17 protein-coding genes are annotated in these 21,785 nt (G+C 71.6%); 12 read left to right on the forward strand and 5 right to left on the reverse strand.

The genetic code is table 11. From position 1 onward, the window contains the following. Positions 1 to 39 precede the first annotated feature (39 nt). The 11 genes from ABZY20_RS03085 (at position 40) to ABZY20_RS03135 (ending at position 13,563) form a co-directional block, all read left to right on the forward strand. Complete coding sequence (locus tag ABZY20_RS03085; protein WP_356435693.1) at positions 40 to 972, forward strand: sugar ABC transporter permease; 933 nt, start codon at positions 40 to 42, stop codon at positions 970 to 972. Next, the gene (locus tag ABZY20_RS03090) at positions 969 to 1,865 is read left to right on the forward strand and encodes a carbohydrate ABC transporter permease (RefSeq protein WP_356435696.1); all 897 of its coding nucleotides are present in this window, start codon (positions 969 to 971) and stop codon (positions 1,863 to 1,865) included. The genes ABZY20_RS03085 and ABZY20_RS03090 overlap by 4 nt, the downstream gene beginning before the upstream one ends. Before the next feature lie 103 nt (positions 1,866 to 1,968). Beyond that, the gene (locus tag ABZY20_RS03095) at positions 1,969 to 3,180 is read left to right on the forward strand and encodes a Gfo/Idh/MocA family oxidoreductase (RefSeq protein ID WP_356435698.1); all 1,212 of its coding nucleotides are present in this window, start codon (positions 1,969 to 1,971) and stop codon (positions 3,178 to 3,180) included. Continuing rightward, complete coding sequence (locus tag ABZY20_RS03100) at positions 3,177 to 4,022, forward strand: PmoA family protein (RefSeq protein WP_356435700.1); 846 nt, start codon at positions 3,177 to 3,179, stop codon at positions 4,020 to 4,022. The genes ABZY20_RS03095 and ABZY20_RS03100 overlap by 4 nt, the downstream gene beginning before the upstream one ends. 17 nt (positions 4,023 to 4,039) lie before the next feature. Continuing rightward, complete coding sequence (locus ABZY20_RS03105) at positions 4,040 to 5,548, forward strand: family 43 glycosylhydrolase (protein WP_356436029.1); 1,509 nt, start codon at positions 4,040 to 4,042, stop codon at positions 5,546 to 5,548. Between the two features lie 29 nt (positions 5,549 to 5,577). Next, positions 5,578 to 7,566: a pectinesterase family protein gene (locus tag ABZY20_RS03110; RefSeq protein ID WP_356435703.1), complete on the forward strand. Its 1,989-nt coding sequence runs from the start codon at positions 5,578 to 5,580 to the stop codon at positions 7,564 to 7,566. Positions 7,567 to 7,618: 52 nt separating this feature from the next. Continuing rightward, positions 7,619 to 8,968 carry a sugar ABC transporter substrate-binding protein gene (locus tag ABZY20_RS03115; RefSeq protein ID WP_356435706.1) on the forward strand — a complete coding sequence of 450 codons (1,350 nt, stop codon included), beginning with the start codon at positions 7,619 to 7,621 and terminating at the stop codon, positions 8,966 to 8,968. A 93-nt stretch (positions 8,969 to 9,061) separates the two neighbouring features. After that, positions 9,062 to 9,856 carry a rhamnogalacturonan acetylesterase gene (locus ABZY20_RS03120; protein ID WP_356435709.1) on the forward strand — a complete coding sequence of 265 codons (795 nt, stop codon included), beginning with the start codon at positions 9,062 to 9,064 and terminating at the stop codon, positions 9,854 to 9,856. 43 nt (positions 9,857 to 9,899) lie between these two features. Next, complete coding sequence (locus ABZY20_RS03125) at positions 9,900 to 11,210, forward strand: pectate lyase (RefSeq protein WP_356435712.1); 1,311 nt, start codon at positions 9,900 to 9,902, stop codon at positions 11,208 to 11,210. A gap of 102 nt (positions 11,211 to 11,312) precedes the next feature. Further along, positions 11,313 to 12,413 (forward strand): pectinesterase family protein, encoded by a 1,101-nt coding sequence (locus ABZY20_RS03130; RefSeq protein ID WP_356435715.1) that lies wholly within the window; start codon positions 11,313 to 11,315, stop codon positions 12,411 to 12,413. After that, positions 12,406 to 13,563 (forward strand): alpha/beta fold hydrolase, encoded by a 1,158-nt coding sequence (locus ABZY20_RS03135; protein WP_356435718.1) that lies wholly within the window; start codon positions 12,406 to 12,408, stop codon positions 13,561 to 13,563. Before ABZY20_RS03130 ends, ABZY20_RS03135 begins: the two co-directional genes overlap by 8 nt. A gap of 3 nt (positions 13,564 to 13,566) precedes the next feature. Here ABZY20_RS03135 and ABZY20_RS03140 read toward each other — a convergent pair whose 3' ends face one another. The 4 genes from ABZY20_RS03140 to ABZY20_RS03155 form a co-directional block, all read right to left on the reverse strand. Beyond that, on the reverse strand, positions 13,567 to 15,774 hold the full coding sequence (locus tag ABZY20_RS03140) for a family 43 glycosylhydrolase (RefSeq protein ID WP_356435721.1): 2,208 nt from the start codon (positions 15,772 to 15,774) through the stop codon (positions 13,567 to 13,569). Between the two features lie 362 nt (positions 15,775 to 16,136). After that, positions 16,137 to 16,970 carry a pectate lyase gene (locus tag ABZY20_RS03145; protein ID WP_356435723.1) on the reverse strand — a complete coding sequence of 278 codons (834 nt, stop codon included), beginning with the start codon at positions 16,968 to 16,970 and terminating at the stop codon, positions 16,137 to 16,139. A gap of 84 nt (positions 16,971 to 17,054) precedes the next feature. Beyond that, positions 17,055 to 17,900, reverse strand: coding sequence for a hypothetical protein (locus tag ABZY20_RS03150; RefSeq protein WP_356435725.1), 846 nt, complete (start codon positions 17,898 to 17,900; stop codon positions 17,055 to 17,057). Continuing rightward, on the reverse strand, positions 17,897 to 18,496 hold the full coding sequence (locus ABZY20_RS03155) for a SigE family RNA polymerase sigma factor (RefSeq protein ID WP_356435728.1): 600 nt from the start codon (positions 18,494 to 18,496) through the stop codon (positions 17,897 to 17,899). The genes ABZY20_RS03150 and ABZY20_RS03155 overlap by 4 nt, the downstream gene beginning before the upstream one ends. A gap of 269 nt (positions 18,497 to 18,765) precedes the next feature. On the opposite strand from ABZY20_RS03155, the gene ABZY20_RS03160 reads away from it, so the two are divergent. After that, positions 18,766 to 20,223, forward strand: coding sequence for an NCS2 family permease (locus tag ABZY20_RS03160; protein WP_356435731.1), 1,458 nt, complete (start codon positions 18,766 to 18,768; stop codon positions 20,221 to 20,223). A 71-nt stretch (positions 20,224 to 20,294) separates the two neighbouring features. Here the strand turns inward: ABZY20_RS03160 and ABZY20_RS03165 are convergent, their stop codons facing one another. Next, on the reverse strand, positions 20,295 to 21,752 hold the full coding sequence (locus ABZY20_RS03165; protein ID WP_356435734.1) for a penicillin-binding transpeptidase domain-containing protein: 1,458 nt from the start codon (positions 21,750 to 21,752) through the stop codon (positions 20,295 to 20,297). Positions 21,753 to 21,785 lie beyond the last annotated feature (33 nt).

Here is a 21,785-nt window from a genome sequence, read left to right on the forward strand (position 1 = left end):
GCACGCAGTACCACGCCGTACCGAGAACGGAGAACAGTCATGGCCCAAGCCGCAGCCGTGGCGAAACCGCCCGCGCCACCCCGGCGGCGCCGTGCCTCCGCCACGCCGCGCAGGCTCCCGTACCTGCTGATCGCGCCGGCCGCCCTGCTCATGCTGGGCTTCATCGCCTACCCGGTCATCAGCGTCTTCTACTACAGCCTGCAGAACTACAACCCCACCAAGCCGTGGCGGAACGGATTCGCGGGCTTCGACAACTTCGTCCACGCCTTCACCGAGGACCCGATCTTCTGGGACACCCTGGTCTTCAGCGCCAAGTGGGTCTTCGTCGAGGTCGGCCTCCAGCTGCTGTTCGGTCTCGCGCTGGCCCTGATCGTCAACCAGACCTTCGTGGGCCGGGGCCTGGGACGCGCCCTGGTCTTCTCCCCGTGGGCCGTCTCCGGCGTGCTGACCTCCGCGATCTGGGTGCTGCTGTACAACTCCCAGACCGGCATCACCCGCTACCTCGCCGACCTCGGCATCGGCTCCTACGGGACCAGCTGGCTGTCGGACACCTCCACCGTGTTCCCGGCGGCGGTCGTGGCCGACCTGTGGCGAGGGGTGCCGTTCTTCGCGATCCTCATCCTCGCCGACCTCCAGTCCGTCTCGAAGGACCTCTACGAGGCCGCCGAGGTGGACGGCGCCAGCCGTATCAAGCAGTTCTGGCACATCACGCTGCCGCACCTGAAGGACGCCATCATCCTCTCCACGCTGCTGCGCGCGGTGTGGGAGTTCAACAACGTCGACCTGCTCTACACCCTGACCGGCGGCGGCCCCGCGGGCGAGACGACCACGCTGCCGCTGTACATCGCCAACACGTCCGTCGACGCCCACAACTTCGGCTACGCGTCGGCACTGACCACGGTGGCGTTCGTGATCCTGCTCTTCTGCTCGATGGTCTACCTGCGGCTGAGCAAGTTCGGAGGCGAGAAGTGAGCGTCAAGGAAGCCACCATGGCCGCGCCCCCTCCCGTGCGCACCACCCCCGCACCGCCGCGGCCCCCGAAGCGGAAGCGGGCCTGGGACGAGGCGCCCCGCTGGCAGATCTACCTGCCCCTGGGCATCTACCTGCTGTTCACCCTCGTCCCCTTCTACTGGATCCTGCTCTTCTCGCTCCGCCCGGCTGGCTCGACCTCGCTCGTGCCCTGGCCGGTCACCTTCGACCACTTCGAGAAGGTGTGGACGGACCGCAGCTTCGGCACCTATTTCGCCAACAGCGTCCTCGTCGGCGTCGCCACCCTGCTGATGACCACCCTCGTCGCGCTGGCCGGCGGCTACGCCCTCGCCCGGTTCGACTTCAAGGTCAAGCGGGCCTTCATGCTGGCCCTGCTGTGCTCCCAGTTCGTCCCCGGCGCCCTGCTGCTGGTGCCGCTGTTCGAGATCTTCGCCGAACTGCAGATGATCAACTCGCTCGGCAGCGTCATCCTCGCCGAGACGGTCTTCCAGCTGCCGCTGTCGATGATCCTCATCAGCAACTTCATCAAGAACGTGCCGTACTCCCTGGAGGAGGCGGCCTGGGTCGACGGCTGCAACCGCATGACGGCCTTCCGGATCGTGGTGCTGCCGCTGCTGCGGCCCGGCCTGATCGCCGTCGGCTCGTTCGCCTTCGTCCACTCCTGGAACCACTTCCTGTTCGCCCTGATGTTCCTGAACGCCCAGGACAAGCAGACGATCCCCGTCGGGCTCAACTCCCTGATGAGCGCCGACAGCGTCGACCTGGGGGCGCTCGCGGCGGGCGGCATCATCGCGGCCGTGCCGGTCGTGATCGTGTTCGCCTTCATCCAGAAGTGGCTGATCACCGGGTTCAGCGCGGGGGCGGTGAAGGGATGAGCACCGGACACCTGGCCGTCGCCTGCGCCCTGCCGCCGCGCGGACGGACCGACAGCGCCGCCGGCCGGGCCGCGGACCGGCGCGCGGGAGCGGGGAGGACCCCATGACCGGCCCCGGAACACGCGCCCGCACCGCCGGGCGGTCCGACGCCATGACCGCACCCCTGCCCGTCGTCCTCGCCGGCGCCCGCGGCCACGGCCGCTGGCACCTGGAGAACATCCGCCGCCTGCAGCGCGCGGGCCTGGTCCGGCTGGCCGGCGTCTGCGAGCTCACGCCGCTGACCGCCGAGGAACTCGGCGACCTGGGCACACCCGAGCAGTCCGCCGACTTCGGTGCGCTGCTGGACGCCACCGGCGCCGCGGTCGCGGTCATCTGCACCCCGATCCCGACCCACACCGACCTCGCCCTCACGGCGGCCGAGCGGGGCGTGCACCTCCTGCTGGAGAAGCCGCCCGCGCCCTCCTACGCCGAGTTCCGCCGCATGGCCGACGGGGTCGCCGCGGCCGGTGTCGTCTGCCAGATCGGCTTCCAGTCGCTGGGCTCGCACGCCGTGCCCGCCATCCGCGAGATGATCGCCCAGGGCGCGATCGGGCAGCTGGTCGGGCTCGGCGGGGCCGGTGCCTGGGTGCGCGACGAGGACTACTTCCGGCGGGCCGCCTGGGCGGGCAAGCGGCGGATGAACGGCGTCGACGTCGTCGACGGGGCGCTGACCAACCCCCTCGCCCACGCCGTCGCCACCGCCCTCGCCCTGGGCGGCAGCACCCGCGCCGAGGACGTCACCGGCATCGAGACGGAACTGCTGCGCGCCAACGCCATCGAGTCCGACGACACCTCCTGCGTGCGGATCACCACCGCGCAGGGCCACCCGGTGACCGTCGCCGCGACGCTGTGCGCCGAGGAGGCGGACGAGCCGTACGTCCTGGTGCACGGCAGCAGCGGCCGGATCACCTTCTGGTACAAGCAGGACCGGGTGCTGCTGCAGCGCGCGGACCACGGCCCGGAGGAGACCGAGCACGGCCGCACCGACCTGCTGGAGAACCTCGTCGGCCACCTCACCGGCGGCGAGGACCTGCTCGTCCCGCCGGACGCGACCGGCGCCTTCATGAAGGTCGTGGAGGCCATCCGCACCGCCCCCGACCCGGCACCGCTGCCGGACACCGCCTGGCACCGCGTCCCCGGCGGGAACCGCCGGGTCGTCCCCGGCATCGACGGGCTCGTCGCGGCCGCCGCCGACACCCTCTGCCTCTACTCCGAGCTCGGCGCCCCCTGGGCACCGGCCGCGGAGCACCTGCCGAAAGAGGTGAGCAACCGATGACCGGCAACGACACCACGGTCCTGCGCGTCGCGGGCCGGCCGGTCGGGCGCTACGTCACCCGGCCCGAGCTGCCCGCCCGGCTCTCCCCGCGCCCCTACCTCCACCCCGTCACCACCCTGGCCGGCACGGCGGTCACCGAGCTGAGCCCCGCCGACCACGCACACCACCTCGGCGTCGGTGTCGCCGTTCCCGACGTCGAGGGGTACAACTTCTGGGGCGGACGCACCTACGTCCGCGACCAGGGCCCGACCGAGCTGGACAACCACGGCACGCAGCGGCACGTCACCTTCCAGCTGCGCGACCCGGACGGCTTCGTGGAGGAGCTGCGCTGGGTCGCCGCGGGCGGCGAGCTGCTGCGCGAGCGCCGCACGGTCGCCGCCACCGAACTCACCGACACCGCCTGGGCGCTGGACCTCACCTTCTCCCTCACCAACGTCACGAAGGTGCCGCTGTCGATCGGCAGCCCCGCCACCAACGGCCGCCCGGGCGCCGCCTACGGCGGGTTCTTCTGGCGGGCCCGCAAGGAGCCCGCCGCGCCGGAGGTCTTCACGGCCGGCACCGAGGGCGAGGCCGAGGCGCACGGCAGCCGCGCCGACTGGCTCGCGATGACCGGCTCCGCATGGACGCTGGTCTTCGCCGGGGCCACCGAGCAGACCCGCAGGGACCCGTGGTTCGTGCGCACGGGTGAGTACCCGGGCGTGGGTTCGTCGCTCGCGTACGACGAACGGCTGCCGGTCCCGCCCGGGGAGACCGTGGTCCGCCGGGTCGTCACCGTCGTCGCCGACGGCCGTCTCGGCCGGGACGCCGCGGCGGCCCTCGTCCGCAAGGCGGTGAGCCCGTGACCGCCCCCGGCACGCCCCTGACCTCCGAGACCTACCGCAACCCGGTCCTGGACGCCGACTGGTCCGACCCGGACGTCGTCCGCGTCGACGACGACTTCTACCTGACCGCCTCCAGCTTCGGCCGCGTCCCCGGCCTGCCCCTGCTGCACTCCCGGGACCTGGTCAACTGGACGCTGGTCGGCCACGCCCTGGAACGGCTGGAACCCGCCGCGGAGTTCGCCGCGCCCCGGCACGACTGCGGCGTCTGGGCCCCGTCCCTGCGGTACCACGACGAACGCTTCTGGATCTTCTGGGGCGACCCCGACCGGGGCGTCTTCCAGATCAACGCCCCGCGGATCAGGGGCCCGTGGACCCGCCCGCACCTGCTCAAGGCCGGCAAGGGCCTCATCGACGCCTGCCCGCTGTGGGACGAGGAGACCGGCGAGGCCTATCTGGTCCACGCCTGGGCCAAGTCCCGCTCCGGCGTCAAGAACCGCCTCACCGGCCACCGCATGCGCCCCGACGGCACCGAACTCCTCGACGAGGGCAAGGTGATCGTCGACGGGGACCGCATCCCCGGCTGGTTCACCCTCGAAGGGCCCAAGCTCTACCGGCACGACGGCTGGTTCTGGATCCTCGCCCCCGCCGGCGGGGTGGAGACCGGCTGGCAGGGCGCCTTCCGCTCGCGCGGCTTCTTCGGGCCCTACGAGCGGCGGATCGTCCTGGAGCAGCAGGACACCGAGGTCAACGGCCCCCACCAGGGCGGCTGGGTGCGCACCCCGTCCGGCGAGGACTGGTTCCTGCACTTCCAGCAGCGCGGCCCCTACGGCCGGGTCGTCCACCTGCAGCCGATGCGCTGGGACGAGGACGGCTGGCCGGTGCTCGGGAACGACGGCGCACCCGTCGCCGTCCACCGCCGCCCGGACCTGCCGCCGCAGCCGCCCGCCGCCCCGGCCACCGACGACGACTTCCCGGGCGGCCGCCACGGCCGCCAGTGGCAGTGGACGGCCAACCCGGGCGAGGGCTGGGCCACCCAGCACTCCGCCGACGGACTGCGGCTGACCTGCCTCCGCTCGGCCGACGCCCACGACCTGCGCAGACTCCCCAACGTGCTCACCCAGCGGCTGCCCGGCAAGCCCTGCACGGCCGAGGTGGAGCTGCGGCTCGACAGCGACGAGCCCGGGGCGCGGGCCGGACTCGCGGTCCTCGGCGACGCGTTCTCCTGGATCGGACTGCAGCGCGGCCCGGACGGCACCGCGCACCTGGTGCACCGGTTCGCCGAGTCCGTCGCCGAGGCGGAACGCGACGCCGCACACCCGCGGCTCGCCCCCGAGGGCCGGGCCCGGCTGCGCATCGAGATCGGCGCGGGCGCGCGCTGCCGCTTCTCGGCGGACACCGGCGACGGCTTCCGGCCCTCCGGCCCGGTCTTCGCCGCCACCCCGTGGCGCTGGGTCGGCGCCCTGCTCGGCCTGGTCGCCCTCGCGCCCGCCGGCCAGGGACACGCCGGCACCGCGACGTTCACGCAGTTCAGAGTCACCCCCGTCTAGCCCACCCCGTACGCCCGTTGGGAGCCGCAATGACGCACTTCCGCAGCAAGCGCTTGTCGAGACCGGGACGGTCCGGCACGGTCGTGGCCGCCGTGCTCGGACTCGTCGCCGCGCTGGGTCTCGGAGCGCTCGGGGACGCCCAGGCGGCGCCCGCGGCGCGGACCGCGCCCGCGGCGGACCGCTTCACCGACCGGGCCCACGGCTTCGCCTCCCTCGCCGGTGGCACCACCGGCGGGGCGGGCGGCAAGGTCGTCACCGTCACCGACCAGGCCGCGCTGGCCGCGTACGCGGCGGCGGACGAGCCGTACGTCATCCGCGTCAAGGGCACCGTGACGATGGAGCCGTTCGGCACGGAGATACCCGTCGCCTCGGACAAGACCATCATCGGTGTGAGCGACACCGCCGAGATCGTGCACGGCGGCTTCACCCTCGACCCCGGCACGCACAACGTCGTCATCCGCAACCTCACCATCCGCGACACGGCCATCGAGGGCAACTGGGACTGCAAGGACACCGACTACGACGGCATCCGCCTCGACACCGCCCACCACGTGTGGATCGACCACATACGGTTCTCGCGGATCTGCGACGGCCAGCTCGACATCCGCAAGGACAGCGAGTACGTCACCGTCTCCCACAACCAGTTCACCGACAACAACAAGACCTTCGGCATCGGCTGGACCCCGAACGTCAGGACCCAGATCACCGTCGACCACAACTGGTTCCGGGGCACCAAGCAGCGCAACCCCTCCGCCGACAACTGCGCCTACGCGCACCTGTACAACAACTACTTCTCCGCGCAGCTCTCCGACGGCGACCCGGTGTGGACCTACGGCACCTGGTCGCGCGGCCGGACCAGGATGGTCATCGAGAACAGCTACTACGACGGCGTCCAGCACCCCTACCAGGCCGACGCCACCGCCGAGCTGGTGCAGCGCGGTTCGGTCCTCAAGGACACGACCGGCCGGCACGACGCCTGGGGCACGGCCTTCGACCCGCGCGCGTTCTACGACTACCGGCTCGACCCGGCCGCCGCCGTACCCGCGCTGGTGAAGCGGTTCTCCGGGCCGCAGCAGCGGATCGGCGGTCCGGTCGGGCTGCACGTGCCGGGCGCCTACCCGACCGTGCAGGCCGCGGTGGACGCCGTGCCCGAGGGCAACGACACCCCGGTGGTCATCGCCGTGGCCCCGGGCACCTACCGGGAGAAGGTCCACATCCCCGCGGGCAAGCCGCACATCGAGCTGCGCGGGACCGGCCGCGACCGGTCCGAGACCGTGATCGTCTTCGACACGCCCGCGGAGTACGGGGGTTCGACCGGCAGCGCCACCGTCCGGATCGCCGCGCACGACGTCACCGCACGCCACCTCACCTTCGTCAACGACTTCGACGAGGCCGCGCACGAGCTGAAGGGCGAGCAGGCGCTGGCGGTGAAGACGACCGGCGACCGGATCGTCTTCGACGACGTCGCCTTCCTGGGCAACCAGGACACCTTGATGACCGACAGCCCCGCACTGACCGCCGTCAGCCGGGTCTACGTCCGCGATGCCTACATCGAGGGCGACGTGGACTTCCTCTACGGCCGCGCCACGACGGTCGTCGACCGGTCGGTGATCCGGGCGCTGAGCCGCGGCTCGGACACCGACAACGGGTACATCACCGCCCCCTCGACCTGGAAGGGCAACCCGTACGGGTTCCTGATCACCCGGTCGAAGGTCGTCAGCGACGCCCCCGCCGGGACCTTCCACCTGGGCCGGCCCTGGCACCCGGGCGGCGAGCCGGACGCGATCGGCCAGGTGCTGATCCGCGACACCGAGCTGCCGGCCGCCGTCAAGTCCTCGCCGTGGACCGACATGAGCGGGTTCTCGTGGAAGGACGCGCGGTTCGCCGAGTACCGCAACCACGGCCCGGGCGCGGCGGTCACCGACGACCGTCCGCAGCTCAGCCCTCGGCAGGCGCGGTCCCACACCGTCGCCGCCTACCTCGAGGGCACCGACCACTGGGCTCCCCACGCCCACTGACCCCCCACACCGTCAAGTTCCGCTGGATCCGGAAGAAGAAGAGAGCCGACCAATGAAGATCAGCAATCGCAGAAGCAGGCGCACCGCCACGGCCGTCGCCCTGGGGGCCGTCCTCGCGCTGACCGCGACCGCCTGCGGGGACGACGGCAGCGGAGCGGGGGGCGACAAGGGCGCCGAGGGAAGCGGCAAGGGCAAGATCGTCTTCTGGGACAACAACGGCGGTGTCCGCACCGAGATCTGGAAGGAGATCATCGCCGACTTCGAGAAGGCCCACCCGGACATCGACGTCGAGTACGTCGGGATCGCCTCGACCGAGTACCAGTCCAAGGTCGACACCGCCCTGCAGGGCGGCGGGCTGCCGGACGTCGGCGGTGTGGGGTCGGCGATGATCGCCGGGTTCGCCGCGCAGGGCGCGCTGGAACCGCTGGACGAGCGGCTCGCGAAGTCCTCGCTCGACGGCAAGCTCAACAAGGACATGGTCGAGTCGCTGAAGGCGGCCGGCGGCGGGGACGACAAGCTGTACTCGATCCCGACCTCCGCGAACAACGGCGTGCTCTACTACCGCACCGACCTGTTCGAGAAGGCGGGCCTCGAGGAGCCGACCACCTGGGAGCGGTTCTTCAAGGCCGCGCAGAAGCTGACGAACAAGGGCGAGAACGAGTTCGGCTACACCATCCGCGGCGGCACCGGCTCCATCGCCCAGGCGCTGGACGCCATGTACGGGCAGTCCGGGATCACCTCGTTCTGGGACGGCACCGGCGAGAAGACCACGCTCAACGACCCCAAGAACGTGGCGGCGCTGGAGAAGTACGCCGCGCTGTACAAGAAGGTCACCCCGGCCGCCGACCTCAACAACGACTTCACGAAGATGGTCGCGCAGTGGGACTCCGGCACGATCGGGATGCTGAACCACAATCTCGGGTCGTACCAGGACCACGTGAAGGCGCTGGGGACCGACAAGTTCCGCGGCATCCCGCAGCCGACCGGGCCCGGCGGCAAGCGGGTGCAGGTCTCCAACCCAGTCGACGGGCTGGGGCTGTTCAAGAGCGGCAAGAACAAGGAAGCCGCCTGGAAGTTCATCGAGTTCGCCACGTCCAAGGCGGAGAACTCCAAGTTCAACGAGGCGGCGGGCCAGGTGCCGTCGAACACGGACGCGGCGCAGGACGAGTGGATCTCCAAGGCCGAGCCCACGAAGCTGGCGGCCGAGGCGCTGTCGGACGGCTCGACGTCGATCGTGCAGCTGCCGTACTACCTGCCGGACTGGAACACCGTCTCCAAGGCCGACAACGAGCCGAACTTCCAGAAGGTGCTGCTCGGCAAGATGAGCGCCAAGGAGTTCCTGGACACGATGGCCGACCAGCTGAACGCCGCCCAGAAGGAGTGGAACGAGCAGAACGCGTAGGTCCGGACATCGCCGTGGGGCGGCCCGCCGTATGCAGGCCGCGGGCCGCCCCACGCGCGCGTGCAGCCCCCTCGGTTCGAAAGGTGTTCCCGCGTGTCCCTCAGCCGCAGACAGGTCGCCGTCGCCGCGGCCGCCGTGCCGCTCGCTCTCTCCCTGGCCGGTACCGCCCACGCCGGCGGCCGCCGTCCTCGCACCCTCCACATCGCCGGTGACTCCACCGCCGCCCAGAAGTACGCCGACGCCGCGCCCGAGACCGGGTGGGGCATGGCGCTGCCGTTCTTCCTCCAGCGCTCCCTCGCCGTCGCCAACCACGCCGTGAACGGGCGGAGTTCCAAGAGCTTCGTCGAGGAGGGACGGCTGGACGCGATCCTCTCGGTCATCCGCCCCGGTGACCTCCTGCTCGTCCAGTTCGGCCACAACGACGCGAAGACCGCGGACCCCACCCGGTACACCGAGCCGTGGACGACGTACCAGGACTTCCTGCGGCGGTACGTCGAGGGGGCCCGGGCCCGCGGGGCGCGGCCGGTGCTGGCCACCTCGGTGGAGCGGCGGCGGTTCGACAGCGCCGGCCGGGCCCTGCCGACGCACGGGGAGTATCCCGCCGCGATGCGGGCGCTGGCCGCCGAGGAAGGGGTCACCGCGCTCGACGTCCAGGCGTTGTCGCTGGCCCTGTGGCAGGAGCTCGGGGTGGAGGAGACCAAGAAGTACTTCAACTGGACCGCCACCGAGCAGGACAACACGCACTTCAATCCGCCGGGAGCCGTCGCGGTGGCCCGGCTGGTGGCGCGGGAGCTGCTGCGCGGCCGGGTGCTCGCGCCACGGGACGTGCGGCGGCTGGACGAGCCGGTCCCCGAGTCCTGGATCAGCTGGCCGCAGGCCACCGCGTAACACCCCCCGAACACCCCCGACGACGAAGGAAGAGAGCCGCACCATGAACGTTCGCAAGTGTCATGATCATGTCATTACCAGGGCCGTCGCCGTGGCCGGCTGCGCCGCGCTGGTGCTGTCCGTGAGCGGGACCGCCGCACAGGCCCAGCCGCGCGACCCGGGACGCCAGACCCTCGGCGCCACGGACGGCTGGGGCGCCCACGGCACCGGCACCACGGGCGGTGCGCGGGCCGACGCCGAGCACGTCTACACCGTCACCACCTGGGAGGAGTTCAGAGCCGCACTGAAGGACGGCGGCTCCGCGCCCAGGATCATCAAGGTCAAGGGCATGATCGACGCCGTGTCGGCCGGCTGCGACGCCTTCGCCGCCGAGGGGTACGACTTCCAGAAGTACCTCGCCGCCTACGACCCCGCCGTCTGGGGCCACGACAAGCCGGTCAGCGGCGAGCAGGAGGAGCTGCGGGCCGCCTCCGCCGCCGAGCAGGACCGGAGCATCAAGGCCGCGGTGCCCGCCAACACCACGATCGTGGGCGTGGGCCGGGACGCCGGGATCCGCGGCGGCAGCCTGCAGATCAAGGGCGTCGACAACGTCATCGTCCGCAACCTCACCGTCGAGGCGCCGATCGACTGCTTCCCGCAGTGGGACCCGACCGACGACAACGGGACCGGGGCCTGGAACTCCGAGTACGACGGTGTCGTGGTGTACGGCTCCACCCATGTGTGGATCGACCACAACACGCTGACCGACGGCCGCTACCCCGACAGCGCCCTGCCCACGTACTTCGGCAAGGTCTACCAGCAGCACGACGGACTGCTCGACGTCGTGCGCGGCGCCGACTACGTGACGGTGTCGTGGAACTCCTTCAAGGACCACGACAAGACGATGCTGATCGGCAACAGCGACAGCGCGGCCGCCGACGACGCGGGCAAGCTGAAGGTCACCCTCCACCACAACCGCTTCGAGGGCATCGTCGAGCGGGCCCCGCGCGTGCGGTTCGGGCAGGTCGACTCGTACAACAACCACTTCGTGATCTCCAAGGGCCAGAAGTGGGGCTACGTCTACGGCATCGGCAAGGACTCCCGGCTCGTCGCCGAGCACAACGCGTTCACCCTGGCGCAGGGCTTCAGCCCGGCGAAGATCCTCAAGAAGTGGAGCGAGGCGCCGCTGACCGCCGCGAACAACTACGTCAACGGCGAGCTCACCGACCTCATCGCCGTGCACAACGCCCAGATCCCGTCCGAGACCCTGCAGTCCGGCGCGGGCTGGCAGCCGGTCCTGCGCACGAAGGTCGACTCGCCGAAGGCCGTGCCCGGGATCGTCGGCTCGCGCGCGGGCGCCGGCCGGATCTGCTGACGCCCTCCGATACCGCCGGGGCGGCCCGCACCGCATCCCCCGCACCCCCGGGGGCGCGTCCGCCCCGGCCCTCTCCCTCAGCGACACCGAAGGAGCACCAGCATGCCCCTGTCCAGAAGAGGCTTCCTGACCGTGGGCGCCGCGGCGGGCGCCGCGCTCGGCCCGGCCGCCGTCCCCGCCCGGGCCGCCGGGCGGGCGCGCCCCTTCGGCCGCCACGGCTCACCGGACGCCCGCCCGACCCCCCGGACCCTGTACGTCCACCCCGGCGGCGCCGGCGACTTCACCACCGTCCGGGACGCGGTGGCCGCCGCGACCGGCACCGGGTACACCCTGGTCATCGCCCCCGGCGTCTACCGGCAGACCGTCGCCGTCGGCCCCGCGCTGACCGGGATGACGTGGATCGGCGCGAGCGAGGACCCCCGGGACGTCGTCATCGTGTACGACAACGCGGCCGGGACGCCCAAGCCCGGCGGCGGCACCCACGGCACCACCGGCTCCGCCACCGCCACCGTCCAGGCCGACGGCTTCACCGCCCGCTGGATCACCTTCGCCAACGACTGGCTGCGCGCCGACCACCCCGGGGTCACCGGCACCCAGGCCGTGGCCCTCAAGGTCCAGGGCGACCGGTCCGCCTTCCACCACTGCCGGTTCCTCGGCCACCAGGACACGCTGTACGCCGACTCCATGGCCCTGGGCGGTTTCGCCCGCCAGTACTTCGCCCACTGCTACGCCGAGGGCGACGTCGACTTCGTCTTCGGCCGGGCGACCGCCGTCTTCGAAGGGTGCCACTTCCGCACCCTGACCCGGACCGACCTGTCCGGCGCCCCGTACGGGTTCGTCTTCGCGCCCTCCACCGCGGGCGCCAACCCCCGCGGCTACCTGGTGATCCGCAGTCGCGTCAGCAGCGAGGCCCCCGACGGCTTCTACAAGCTGGCCCGGCCCTGGGTGCCCAGTTCCGACCCCACCGCCCGGCCCATGCTCACCGTCCGGGACACCCGGCTCGGCGCGGGCATCGACGCGGTCGCTCCCTACGCGAACATGTCCGGCGCCCACCCCTGGCAGTCGATGCGGTTCGCCGAGTACCGCAACACCGGCCCGGGCGCCACCGTCACCGTCCCGGAGAACCGGCCCCAGCTCACCCCCGCCGAGGCCCGGCTGCACACCAAGGAGGCCTATCTGGGCGACTGGCGGCCGTGTGCCTAGCGCCCGGGTGCCGGGGCGGCGGACGTTCGTGGCCGGCGCCGGGGCGGCGCTGCTCGCCGGGGGAGCGGCGGGCGGGGCCCGGGCGGCGGTGGTGGACGGTCCGCTGCCCGGCTTCCACCCCGCCCTGAAGGACGCCCTGACCTTCCCGCTCGCCTGGGGGACCTCGCCCCTGCGGGACTTCCGAGCCTGGCGGCGCGCCGCCCGGGCCACCGTCGACGAGCACCTCCTCGTCGAGCGGCAGGACGGCGTCCCGTTCGCGCCGCGGTACACCGGGCGGTCCGAGGGCGAGGGGTACACCCGTGAGCTGGTCACCGTCTCCCTCACCCGCTACGAGCGCGTGCGCGGCGCCCTGCTCACCCCGCACGGACGCGGGCCCTTCCCCGCCGTGCTGCTCCTGCACGACCACGGCGCCCGGTTCGACATCGGCAAGGAGAAACTGGTCCGGCCCTGGTACGACGACACGCGGCTCGCCTCCGCGCGGGCCTGGGCGCAGACGTACTTCGGCGGGCGGTTCGTCGGCGACGAACTCGCCCGGCGCGGCTATGCGGTGCTGTGCCTGGACGCCCTCGGCTGGGGCGACCGCGGGCCCCTCGCCTACGAGCAGCAGCAGGCGCTGGCGTCCAGCCTCTTCCACCTCGGCTCCTCGCTCGCCGGGCTCATGGCCCGGGAGGACGAGCGGGCCGCCGCGTTCCTGGCGGGTCTTGACCGGGTCGACGCACGGCGGGTCGCCGCCGTCGGGTTCTCCATGGGCGCCTACCGCGCCTGGCAGACCGCCGCCCTCAGCGACCGGGTCGCGGCCGCCGCGAGCGTGTGCTGGATGACCGGGCTGAAGGAGATGATGGTGCCCGGCAACAACACGCTGCGCGGGCAGTCGGCGTACTGCATGCTCCACCCCGGGCTCGCCCGGCACCTCGACATCCCGGACGTGGCGAGCATCGCCGCCCCCAAGCCGATGCTGTTCTTCCACGGCGGCCTGGACACGCTGTTCCCGGCCGAGGGCGTGCGGGTGGCGTACGACAGGATGCGGGCGGTCTGGCGGGCGTGCCGGGCCGAGGAGCGGATACGGACGAAGACGTGGCCGGAGCTCGGCCACGTCTTCACCCGGGCGATGCAGGACGAGGTCTTCGGCTGGCTCGACGACGTCCTGTGAGGTCTACCGCCGGACCGGTGCGATGCCCTCCAGCGTCGGCACCACCGGTTCGATCGTGCCGTCGGCCGCGAACTCCATGCGGTCGACGGTGGTCTCACGGTGCATGCCGTCGCCGCCGGGACGCCCGGGGCCGTCGAGGGCGAAGCGGTGGTAGACGGCGTACCAGTCGTCGGTGCCGGGGGCGTTGACCACCGAGTGGTGGCCGGTGCCGAGGATGCCGTACTCGGGGCGCTTCTGGAGGATCGTCCCACGCTTGGTCCAGGGGCCGAGCGGGGACGGTCCCGTCGCGTACGCCACGTGGTAGTTCTCGCTGCGCGTGTCGTCCTCCGACCACATGAAGTAGTACGTGCCCTTCCGCTTGATCACGAAGGAGCCCTCGCGGAAGCCGTCCGGGGTGATGTCCCGCACCTGCGACGCGTCGAAGGACACCATGTCGTCGTGGAGCGGCACGACGTACCCGCGGCCGTTGCCCCAGTACAGGTACGCCCGGCCGTCGTCGTCCGTGAAGACCGACGGGTCGATCATCTGGCCCTGCAGCGCACCGCCCTTGGCGACCAGGGGCTTGCCGAGCGCGTCCTTGAAGGGCCCGGCGGGGGAGTCGGCCACGGCCACGCCGATCTGCTGCTCGGCGCAGAAGTAGAAGTAGTACCTGCCGTTCCGCTCGGCGATCGCGGGCGCCCAGGCGTAGCCGTCGGCCCAGGAGACGTCCGGACCGAGGTCGAGGACGACGCCGTGGTCCTTCCAGTGGACCAGGTCCTTCGACGAGTACGCCCTGAACTTCGTGCCGCTCCAGCCCCGGAAGCCGTCCGTCGTCGGGTAGATCCAGTAACGGCCGTCCAGATAGCGGATGTCGGGGTCGGCGTTCAGGCCCGGCAGCAGGGGGCTGCGGGTGCGGACCGCCTCGACCGTCCAGGTGCGCCGGGTGCCGTCGGCGGCGGTGACCGTGTACTTCTGCGGCGTGCGGAAGTCCCGGCGCGTCCCGGACGGCGGGCTCAGCGTGGCGCCCTCACCGACCCACAGCCGCGGGGCGAGGCCGCGCGGATCGGCCTTCGGCTCCATCGGCAGCACCACCTTCGAGGCGCTGTCGGTGACGATCGCGTAGCCCTTCTGGTGCTTCGCCGTCGCGTCCACCACCGAGGTGGGCGTGGCCGGGTACGCGGCCAGCAGGCGGTCGTACTCCTCCTGCGTCACCGGCAGGACCGTGCCGTGCCGGGGGCTGGCCGGGAGCTTGTAGTCCGTCGACGGCGTCCACTCGCCCGAGGCGAGGTCGGTCGTCTCGAACGGGACGTAGCCGCGGCCGCCGTACTCGTCGACGAACAGGTACCACTTCTCCTCGGTGTTCGACTTGAACACCGTCGGGCCCTCGCCGCGGTCCATGGCGCCCTTGCCGATGCAGTCGGCCACGAAGTCGTACGACGTGGACGTCAGGGACGTGGACTTCTCGCCGGTGATGAACTTCGAGCAGGGGCTGGACGAACCGGGGTCCCGCTCGTCCTTGGTGTAGCGGTAGTACGCGTCGCCGTGCTTCACGACCGTGGAGTCGATCACCGAGTAGCCCGGGTCGTTCCAGACCTTCGGTTCGCTGAAGGTGCGGAAGTCCTTCGTCGTGGCGTACAGCATCTTGTTGTACGTGCTGCCCCGGTGCTCCGGGTCGTCGGCGGCGTACAGCTTCGACGCCCAGAAGACGACGTACGCATCGAGCTCGTCGTCCCAGTAGGCCTCGGGGGCCCAGGTGTTGCCCGCGTTGTCCGGGGAGACCTTCACCAGCCGCTGGTCGGTCCAGTTCACGAGGTCGGTGGACTCCCACACCATGATCGACTTGCTGCCGTGCCGCTGGACCTGGTCCCAGCTGCCGCTGGAGTTCCGGTACATCCTCAGGTCGGTGGCGATCAGGAAGAACCTGTCGCCCTCGGGGGAGCGGATCACGAACGGGTCGCGCAGACCCTTCTCGCCGGTCGTCGACGTCAGGACCGGCTTGCCGGCGTTCAGCTCGCGCCAGTGCAGCGCGTCGTTGCCCCGGCTGAGGGCGTAGCGGATCTGCTCGCCGTCGGCCGTGCCCTCGCCCGTGAAGTAGGCGAAGAGGTAACCGGCGTACGGGGACTGCTTCACAGGAGGTGCTCCGGAGTCTGCGGCGCCGGCCGGTGCGGTCAAAAGGGTCAGGAGGAGGCTCGTGAGGGCCAGGAAGGGGAGCAGGAGCGTGCGGGGGCGCATGACACTTCCTGTCGGAGTGTGGGGGATTCTGTTGGATGGCGGCCCTCGGAGTCTCACCGCGGGGGGACAGGGCGTCAACGGGTGTGCGAGGGACCGGGGGTTGCGAAAACTTTCGGAGCATCCGGGGGCGGGCGGCGGCCCGGTGCGTCCCGGGCCGCGCACGGCGACGCCCCCGCCGGGTGCGAACCGGCGGGGGCGTCTGCCGACCCGGCCGAGAGGGGCTCGGCCCGTGCCGTACGGCTGTCCGGAGGGGCTCCGGAGGGCCGTGGTGCCGTGACGTCCGGCTGGGGGCCCGGACACCCGGCTCCCGGCCGGCCCGAGGGGGGGTTTCGGGCCGGCCGGAACTCATGCGCCGGGAAGGCTCACTGGTAGCTGATGTCGGAAGCCTGGAACTTGCAGGTCTTGCCGTCCGGCCCGGCCGGCTTCAGCTCCTTGGGCTCCTTGCCCGTGTTGTTGCCCTCGAAGCGCACACACGTCTTGATCTTCTTCTTGCTGTCGCCGTGGATGCGGATCTTCGACAGGGTGGCCGTGTCACCGTAGTTGGCGTTCACGCCGACGATCGAGTTCATCGGTGCCGTCACGTCGATGTCGCTCAGCACGATCGTGCGCTTGTACTGCGTCTTGCAGTTGCCGCAGGAGCGGACCAGCTTGCCGGCGTTCTCCACCTGGAAGCCCGACACGTTCAGCGTGCCGGCGCCGTTGAACTGCAGCACCTTGTCGTCGGCGTTCTTCGCGCCGCCGCCGATCACCTTGTACACGGCCGAGGAGGACTTGCCCTTGAAGCTGGCCGCGTCCTCGCCGACGTCCAGCCACCACACGTTCTGCAGCGTGCAACTGCCCTTGCAGTGCACACCGTCCGCGGCCGGGGTGCCGATGACGACGTTCTTCAGCACCGCGCCGTCGGCCAGCTCGAACAGGGGGTCCTGGCCCTCGTCCTGGCTGTCGCCGCCGAGCGCGCCGGTGCCGTAGAACAACTTCATGCCGCCGTCGCGCTCGCCGGAGACCGCGATGGTCTTCGACACGGGCGTCCTGCCGGTCTCCTCGGGCCAGGCGGCCGCGGCGCCCGCCGTGGACAGCATCGACGTCGTCACGATCGCCGCTCCCGTGATGCCGAGCGCGGACACCCCGGCGATCAGCGCCCGCCGCTTGGTGACGCCGCGGCGGTGACGGGTGCGCTGTGGTGCTGGTGCAGTCATGTACCGATTCCTCAGGTGGTGGTGACTCTTGCGTGCAGTGGTCGCCACCCGTGGGAAAAGGGTTGCCGCGTCGTCAGAGATTTCTCACGAGCCGTCGTCACCGTCGTCCACGGCGGCGAAACCGCCGCCCACCGACAGCCGCTGACCGGCCGTCACCGCCGTCGCCGTGTAGCGGTCCGCGCCCGCGTCGCGTCCGCCGCGCGCGTGGTCGTACTGGCCCGCGAACACCCACTCGCCCGCCGGGACCGTACGGCCCTCCTTCAGCGTCCAGGTGTAGACGAGGAAACCGTCCGCCTCGGCGACCGTGAGCGTGAAGTCGTCCTCGGGCAGCGAGCGCCAGGCACCCGCGTCGGAGACCCCGCCGGTCTGGGCGATGCGCAACCGCACGGTCAGTGCCGTCAGCCGCTCACGGGTCTTCAGGGTGACGTTGCTCTGCGCCCAGAAGTCGTTGCTGTGCGGGTCGACCGAGCCGTCCGACCACAGCGGCCCGTCCTCGGTGGCCGCGGGCGGCCGCCGGGAGGCGGAGGCGCTCGGCGTCCCCGACGGCGGCGGCGCGGACGTGCCGCGCTCCGGCGGGCTGCTCGGCGCCGGGTCCACCGGCGGAGCGGGCGCCCGGCTGGTGGCCTCCGGCGACGGCGCGGGCGTCGGCGACGTGGCCACCTCCTGCCGCCGCGGCGCCGTGTCGTCCTTCACCGCGGACGCCACCGCGTAACCGCCCACCGCGAGCACGCCCGCCACCGCGGCCGTCGCGCCCGCCACCCGCATCCAGCCGGACACCGGCGAACGCGTGAGCCGGTGGCCGGAACCGGCCGGAGCGGCCCGGCCGCGCTCCACCCGGGCCAGGATCCGCTCCCGGTCGGGCTCGTGCGCCGCGGCCGCCTCGTGCAGCCGGGCGCGCAGCTCCTCGTGCACGTCCCGCCGCATCGTCATCGGTCCCTTCCTCCGCCCTCACCGGTGCGCACGCCCTCCACGGCGGGCGAGCAGCGGGGGGCGCCCAGCGCCGCCTGCATCCGCTGCGGCACTCCCTGCGTCCCCAGCAGCCGCTGGAGTTCGGCCATCCCCTTCGAGGTCTGGCTCTTCACCGTACCCACCGAGATCCCCAGCGCCAGCGCGGTGTCCTTCTCCGACAGGTCGAAGGCGTGCCGCAGCACCACACAGGCCCGCTTGCGGAACGGCAGCCTGCGCAGGGCCTCCTGGACGTCGACGACCCCCGCGACGTCCGGGTTCTCGACGTTCTCCTCGCGCTGCGACCAGAACAGGGCGATGCGCCGCCGCTCGCGCACCGCGCTGCGGATGCGGGTACGGGCCAGGTTGGCGACCACACCGCGCGCGTACGCCGCCGGATGGTCGGCCGCGCGCACCCGGTCCCAGCGGTGCCACAGGGCCAGCAGCGCGTCCGCCGCCAGGTCGTCCGCGGTGTCCGGCTCACCCGTCAGCAGGTGGGCGAGGCGTGACAGTTCGGCGTAGTGGCGCTCGAAGAAGGCGTGGAACTCCACGGAGGCGGCGTCGTCGACGACTGTGCCCACGGGCGACCTCTCCTCGCAGCGGCTCCGGGCACACCCGGCCGGGGTGCCCTGTGTGTGTCATGTGGGTGACATGTGGTCATCCGGAGCAGCCCGGACGAGATCCGGAAGCGTAGCAGCGATCTCCTGATGGCCCGTACAGAGCTTCGAACGGCGTCGGGCGGGCCGAACTCGGATTCCGTAACACGGAGAACACCCGAACGGGGTTCAACGGGGGCACAATCCGGCCAGCACCCGCACACCGATCCGTTCCGCACCGAGGAGCACGCGCGATGTCCGAACCCCAGCAGGTCACCGACCGGCCACCCACCACCCCGCCCCCGGCGAACAGCGTCGACCGGTTCTTCCGGATCTCCGAGCGGGGCTCCACCCTCGGCCGGGAGATACGCGGCGGCTTCGCCACCTTCTTCACGATGGCCTACATCCTCGTCCTGAACCCCATCATCCTGGGCAGCGCGAAGGACAGCTCCGGGCAGCAGCTGGACGCCGTGCAACTCACCACCGCCACCGCCCTGGTGGCCGCGGTGATGACGATCATCATGGGTGTCGCCGGCAACCTCCCCCTAGCGCTCGCCGCCGGACTCGGCCTGAACGCCGTGGTCGCCTTCCAGATCGCCCCGCTGATGACCTGGGACGACGCGATGGGACTGATCGTCCTCGAAGGCCTGCTGATCTGCCTGCTCGTGGTGACCGGCCTGCGCGAGGCCGTCATGCACGCCATCCCCCAGCCGCTCAAGCAGGCGATCAGCGTCGGCATCGGGCTGTTCATCGCCTTCATCGGCTTCGTCGACGCCGGGTTCGTCAGCCGCATCCCGGACGCCGCCAACACCACCGTCCCGGTGCAGCTGGGCGGTACCGGCGCCCTCGCCGGCTGGCCGATGCTGGTCTTCTGCCTCGGCGTGCTGCTGACGATCGGCCTGCTCGCCCGCAAGGTCAAGGGCGCCATCCTGATCAGCATCGTCACCATGACCGCGGTGGCCATCGTGATCGACTCCCTCGCCGACATCAAGAGCTGGGGCCTGACCACACCGTCCTGGCCCGACACGATCGTCGACACCCCCGACTTCGGGCTCATCGGCGACTTCGACCTGTTCGGCGCCTTCAGCGCCCCCGGCGTCGGGGTCGTCACCGTCGTGCTGCTGGTGTTCACCCTGATCCTGTCCGACTTCTTCGACACCATGGGCACCGTCGTCGGCGTCAGCGCCGAGGCGGGCCTGCTGGACGAGGAGGGCAAGGTCCCCCACCTGGGCCGGGTGCTGCTCATCGACGGTGCCGCCGCCGTCGCGGGCGGAGCCGCCTCCGCCTCCTCCGCGACCTCCTACATCGAGTCCGCCGCCGGCGTCGGCGAGGGCGCCCGCACCGGCTTCTCCAACCTCGTCACCGGCGGCCTGTTCGCCCTCGCGCTGTTCCTCACCCCGCTGCTCACCATCGTCCCGCTCCAGGCCGCCGCACCCGCCCTGGTCGCCGTCGGCTTCCTGATGATGACCCAGGTCAGGCACATCGACTGGGACCGCTACGACATCGCGATCCCGGCGTTCCTCACCATCGCCGTGATGCCGTTCACCTACTCCATCACCAACGGCATCGGCGCCGGCTTCCTCGCCTACGTCGTCATCAAGACCGTGCTCGGCAGGGCCCGGGAGATCCACTGGCTGCTGTGGGGGACCTCGGTGCTGTTCCTGGTGTACTTCGCGATCGACCCGATCGAGCAGCTCCTCGGGGCGAGGTAACGGCGAAGGGCCGCCCCCGGGGGGGGAGGGGGGCGGCCCATCCGTACAGACGCCTTCCGGGCGGCGCGGGTTCAGTCCCGCAGCGCCGCTTCCATCATCGCCCTGGCGACCGGCGCCGCCAGGCCGTTGCCGCTGACCTCCGAGCGGGCCGCGTCCGACTGCTCGACGACGACCGCCACGGCGACCTCCTTGCCCGACGCCTCGGACGTGCCGTACGACGTGAACCAGGCGTACGGCACCTGGCTGTTGTTCTCGCCGTGCTGTGCCGTGCCCGTCTTGCCGCCCACCGTCGCGCCCGGCACCCGGGCGTTGGTGCCCGTGCCCCGCTCCACGACCGTCCGCATCGCCGACCGCAGCTGCTCGGCCGTCGAGGAGGAGACGATCCGCTCGGTGTCCGCCTCGTCGTCGTAGTCCCGCAGCACACCGCCGCCGCCGTCGGTGATCCGCGAGACCATGTGCGGCGAGACCAGCTCCCCGCCGTTGGCCAGGGCCGCCGACACCATGGCCATCTGCAGCGGCGTCGCGGTCACGTCGAACTGGCCGATGCCCGTCAGCGCCGTCTGCGACGGGTGCATACCGGACGGGTACACGCTCGTGTAGGCCCGCACCGGCACGTCCTGCCGGTCGTCGTTGAAGCCGAACTTCTCGGCCGTCGCCCGCACCTTGTCCTCGCCCAGCTGCACGGCCATCTTCGCGAAGACGTTGTTGCACGAGTACTGCAGCGCCGTGCGGATCGTGGCGTTCGTGCAGGGCGCGTCCGGGTTCTCGTTCGTCAGGACCCGGGTGGTGCCCGGCAGCGTGTACGGATCCGGGCTGTCGGTCCGCTCGTCCACCGACGTGTACAGCCCGTCCTCCAGCGCGGCCGCCGCCACGACCAGTTTGAACGTCGAGCCGGGCGGCAGCGGCTGCCGCAGCGCGCGGTTGACGAGCGGCTTCTGCGGGTCCTCGGTCAGCTTCGTCCAGGCCTCACCCGCGGTGTTGGCGTCCGTCAGCGCCGACGGGTCGTACGACGGGCTCGACACCACCGCCAGGATCCTCCCCGTCTCCGGGTCGATGGCGACGGCGCCGCCCTTCTTGTCGCCGAGCGCCCGGTACGCCGCCTTCTGCACGTCCGGGTCGATCGTCGTGACCACGTTGCCCGGGTCGGCCCGTCGGCCGGTGACGGTGTCCAGCACCGACTTCAGCCGCGGGTCGGTGCCGTTCAGCAGGTCGGTGTAGATGCCCTCCAGCTGGGTCGGGGCGTACGCCTGTGACGCGTAGCCCGTCACCGCCGCGTACAGCTCGCCGTCGCTGTAGGTGCGCTTGTACCGGAGGTCGCCCGTCGTCGTCGGCGCCGAGCCGGTGACCGAACGGCCACCCACGATGATGTTCCCGAGCGGCGCCGAGTACGTCTCGATCGTGTTCCGCCGGTTGTCCTTGTCCTCTGCGAGCGCCCGGCCCTCGTAGAACTGCACCCAGGTCGCCCTGACCAGCAGGGCGAACACCAGCAGCAGCGTGAAGACCGAGGCGCGCCTGATCGTCTTGTTCATGCCGACCGGAAAGACGAGCGAGGGCGGGCGGAA

The sequence above is a fragment of the Streptomyces sp. NPDC006624 genome (assembly GCF_040611555.1).
Taxonomy (GTDB): domain Bacteria; phylum Actinomycetota; class Actinomycetes; order Streptomycetales; family Streptomycetaceae; genus Streptomyces.

What these genes read in the sequence shown, in the direction of transcription:
- ABZY20_RS03145 (WP_356435723.1), bottom strand. Translation starts at nt 16,970, where the DNA reads ATGACTGCACCAGCACCACAGCGCACCCGTCACCGCCGCGGCGTCACC.
- ABZY20_RS03095 (WP_356435698.1), top strand. Translation starts at nt 1,969, where the DNA reads ATGACCGGCCCCGGAACACGCGCCCGCACCGCCGGGCGGTCCGACGCC.
- ABZY20_RS03140 (WP_356435721.1), bottom strand. Translation starts at nt 15,774, where the DNA reads ATGCGCCCCCGCACGCTCCTGCTCCCCTTCCTGGCCCTCACGAGCCTC.
- ABZY20_RS03160 (WP_356435731.1), top strand. Translation starts at nt 18,766, where the DNA reads ATGTCCGAACCCCAGCAGGTCACCGACCGGCCACCCACCACCCCGCCC.
- ABZY20_RS03125 (WP_356435712.1), top strand. Translation starts at nt 9,900, where the DNA reads ATGAACGTTCGCAAGTGTCATGATCATGTCATTACCAGGGCCGTCGCC.
- ABZY20_RS03130 (WP_356435715.1), top strand. Translation starts at nt 11,313, where the DNA reads ATGCCCCTGTCCAGAAGAGGCTTCCTGACCGTGGGCGCCGCGGCGGGC.
- ABZY20_RS03110 (WP_356435703.1), top strand. Translation starts at nt 5,578, where the DNA reads ATGACGCACTTCCGCAGCAAGCGCTTGTCGAGACCGGGACGGTCCGGC.
- ABZY20_RS03100 (WP_356435700.1), top strand. Translation starts at nt 3,177, where the DNA reads ATGACCGGCAACGACACCACGGTCCTGCGCGTCGCGGGCCGGCCGGTC.
- ABZY20_RS03165 (WP_356435734.1), bottom strand. Translation starts at nt 21,752, where the DNA reads ATGAACAAGACGATCAGGCGCGCCTCGGTCTTCACGCTGCTGCTGGTG.
- ABZY20_RS03085 (WP_356435693.1), top strand. Translation starts at nt 40, where the DNA reads ATGGCCCAAGCCGCAGCCGTGGCGAAACCGCCCGCGCCACCCCGGCGG.
- ABZY20_RS03115 (WP_356435706.1), top strand. Translation starts at nt 7,619, where the DNA reads ATGAAGATCAGCAATCGCAGAAGCAGGCGCACCGCCACGGCCGTCGCC.
- ABZY20_RS03150 (WP_356435725.1), bottom strand. Translation starts at nt 17,900, where the DNA reads ATGACGATGCGGCGGGACGTGCACGAGGAGCTGCGCGCCCGGCTGCAC.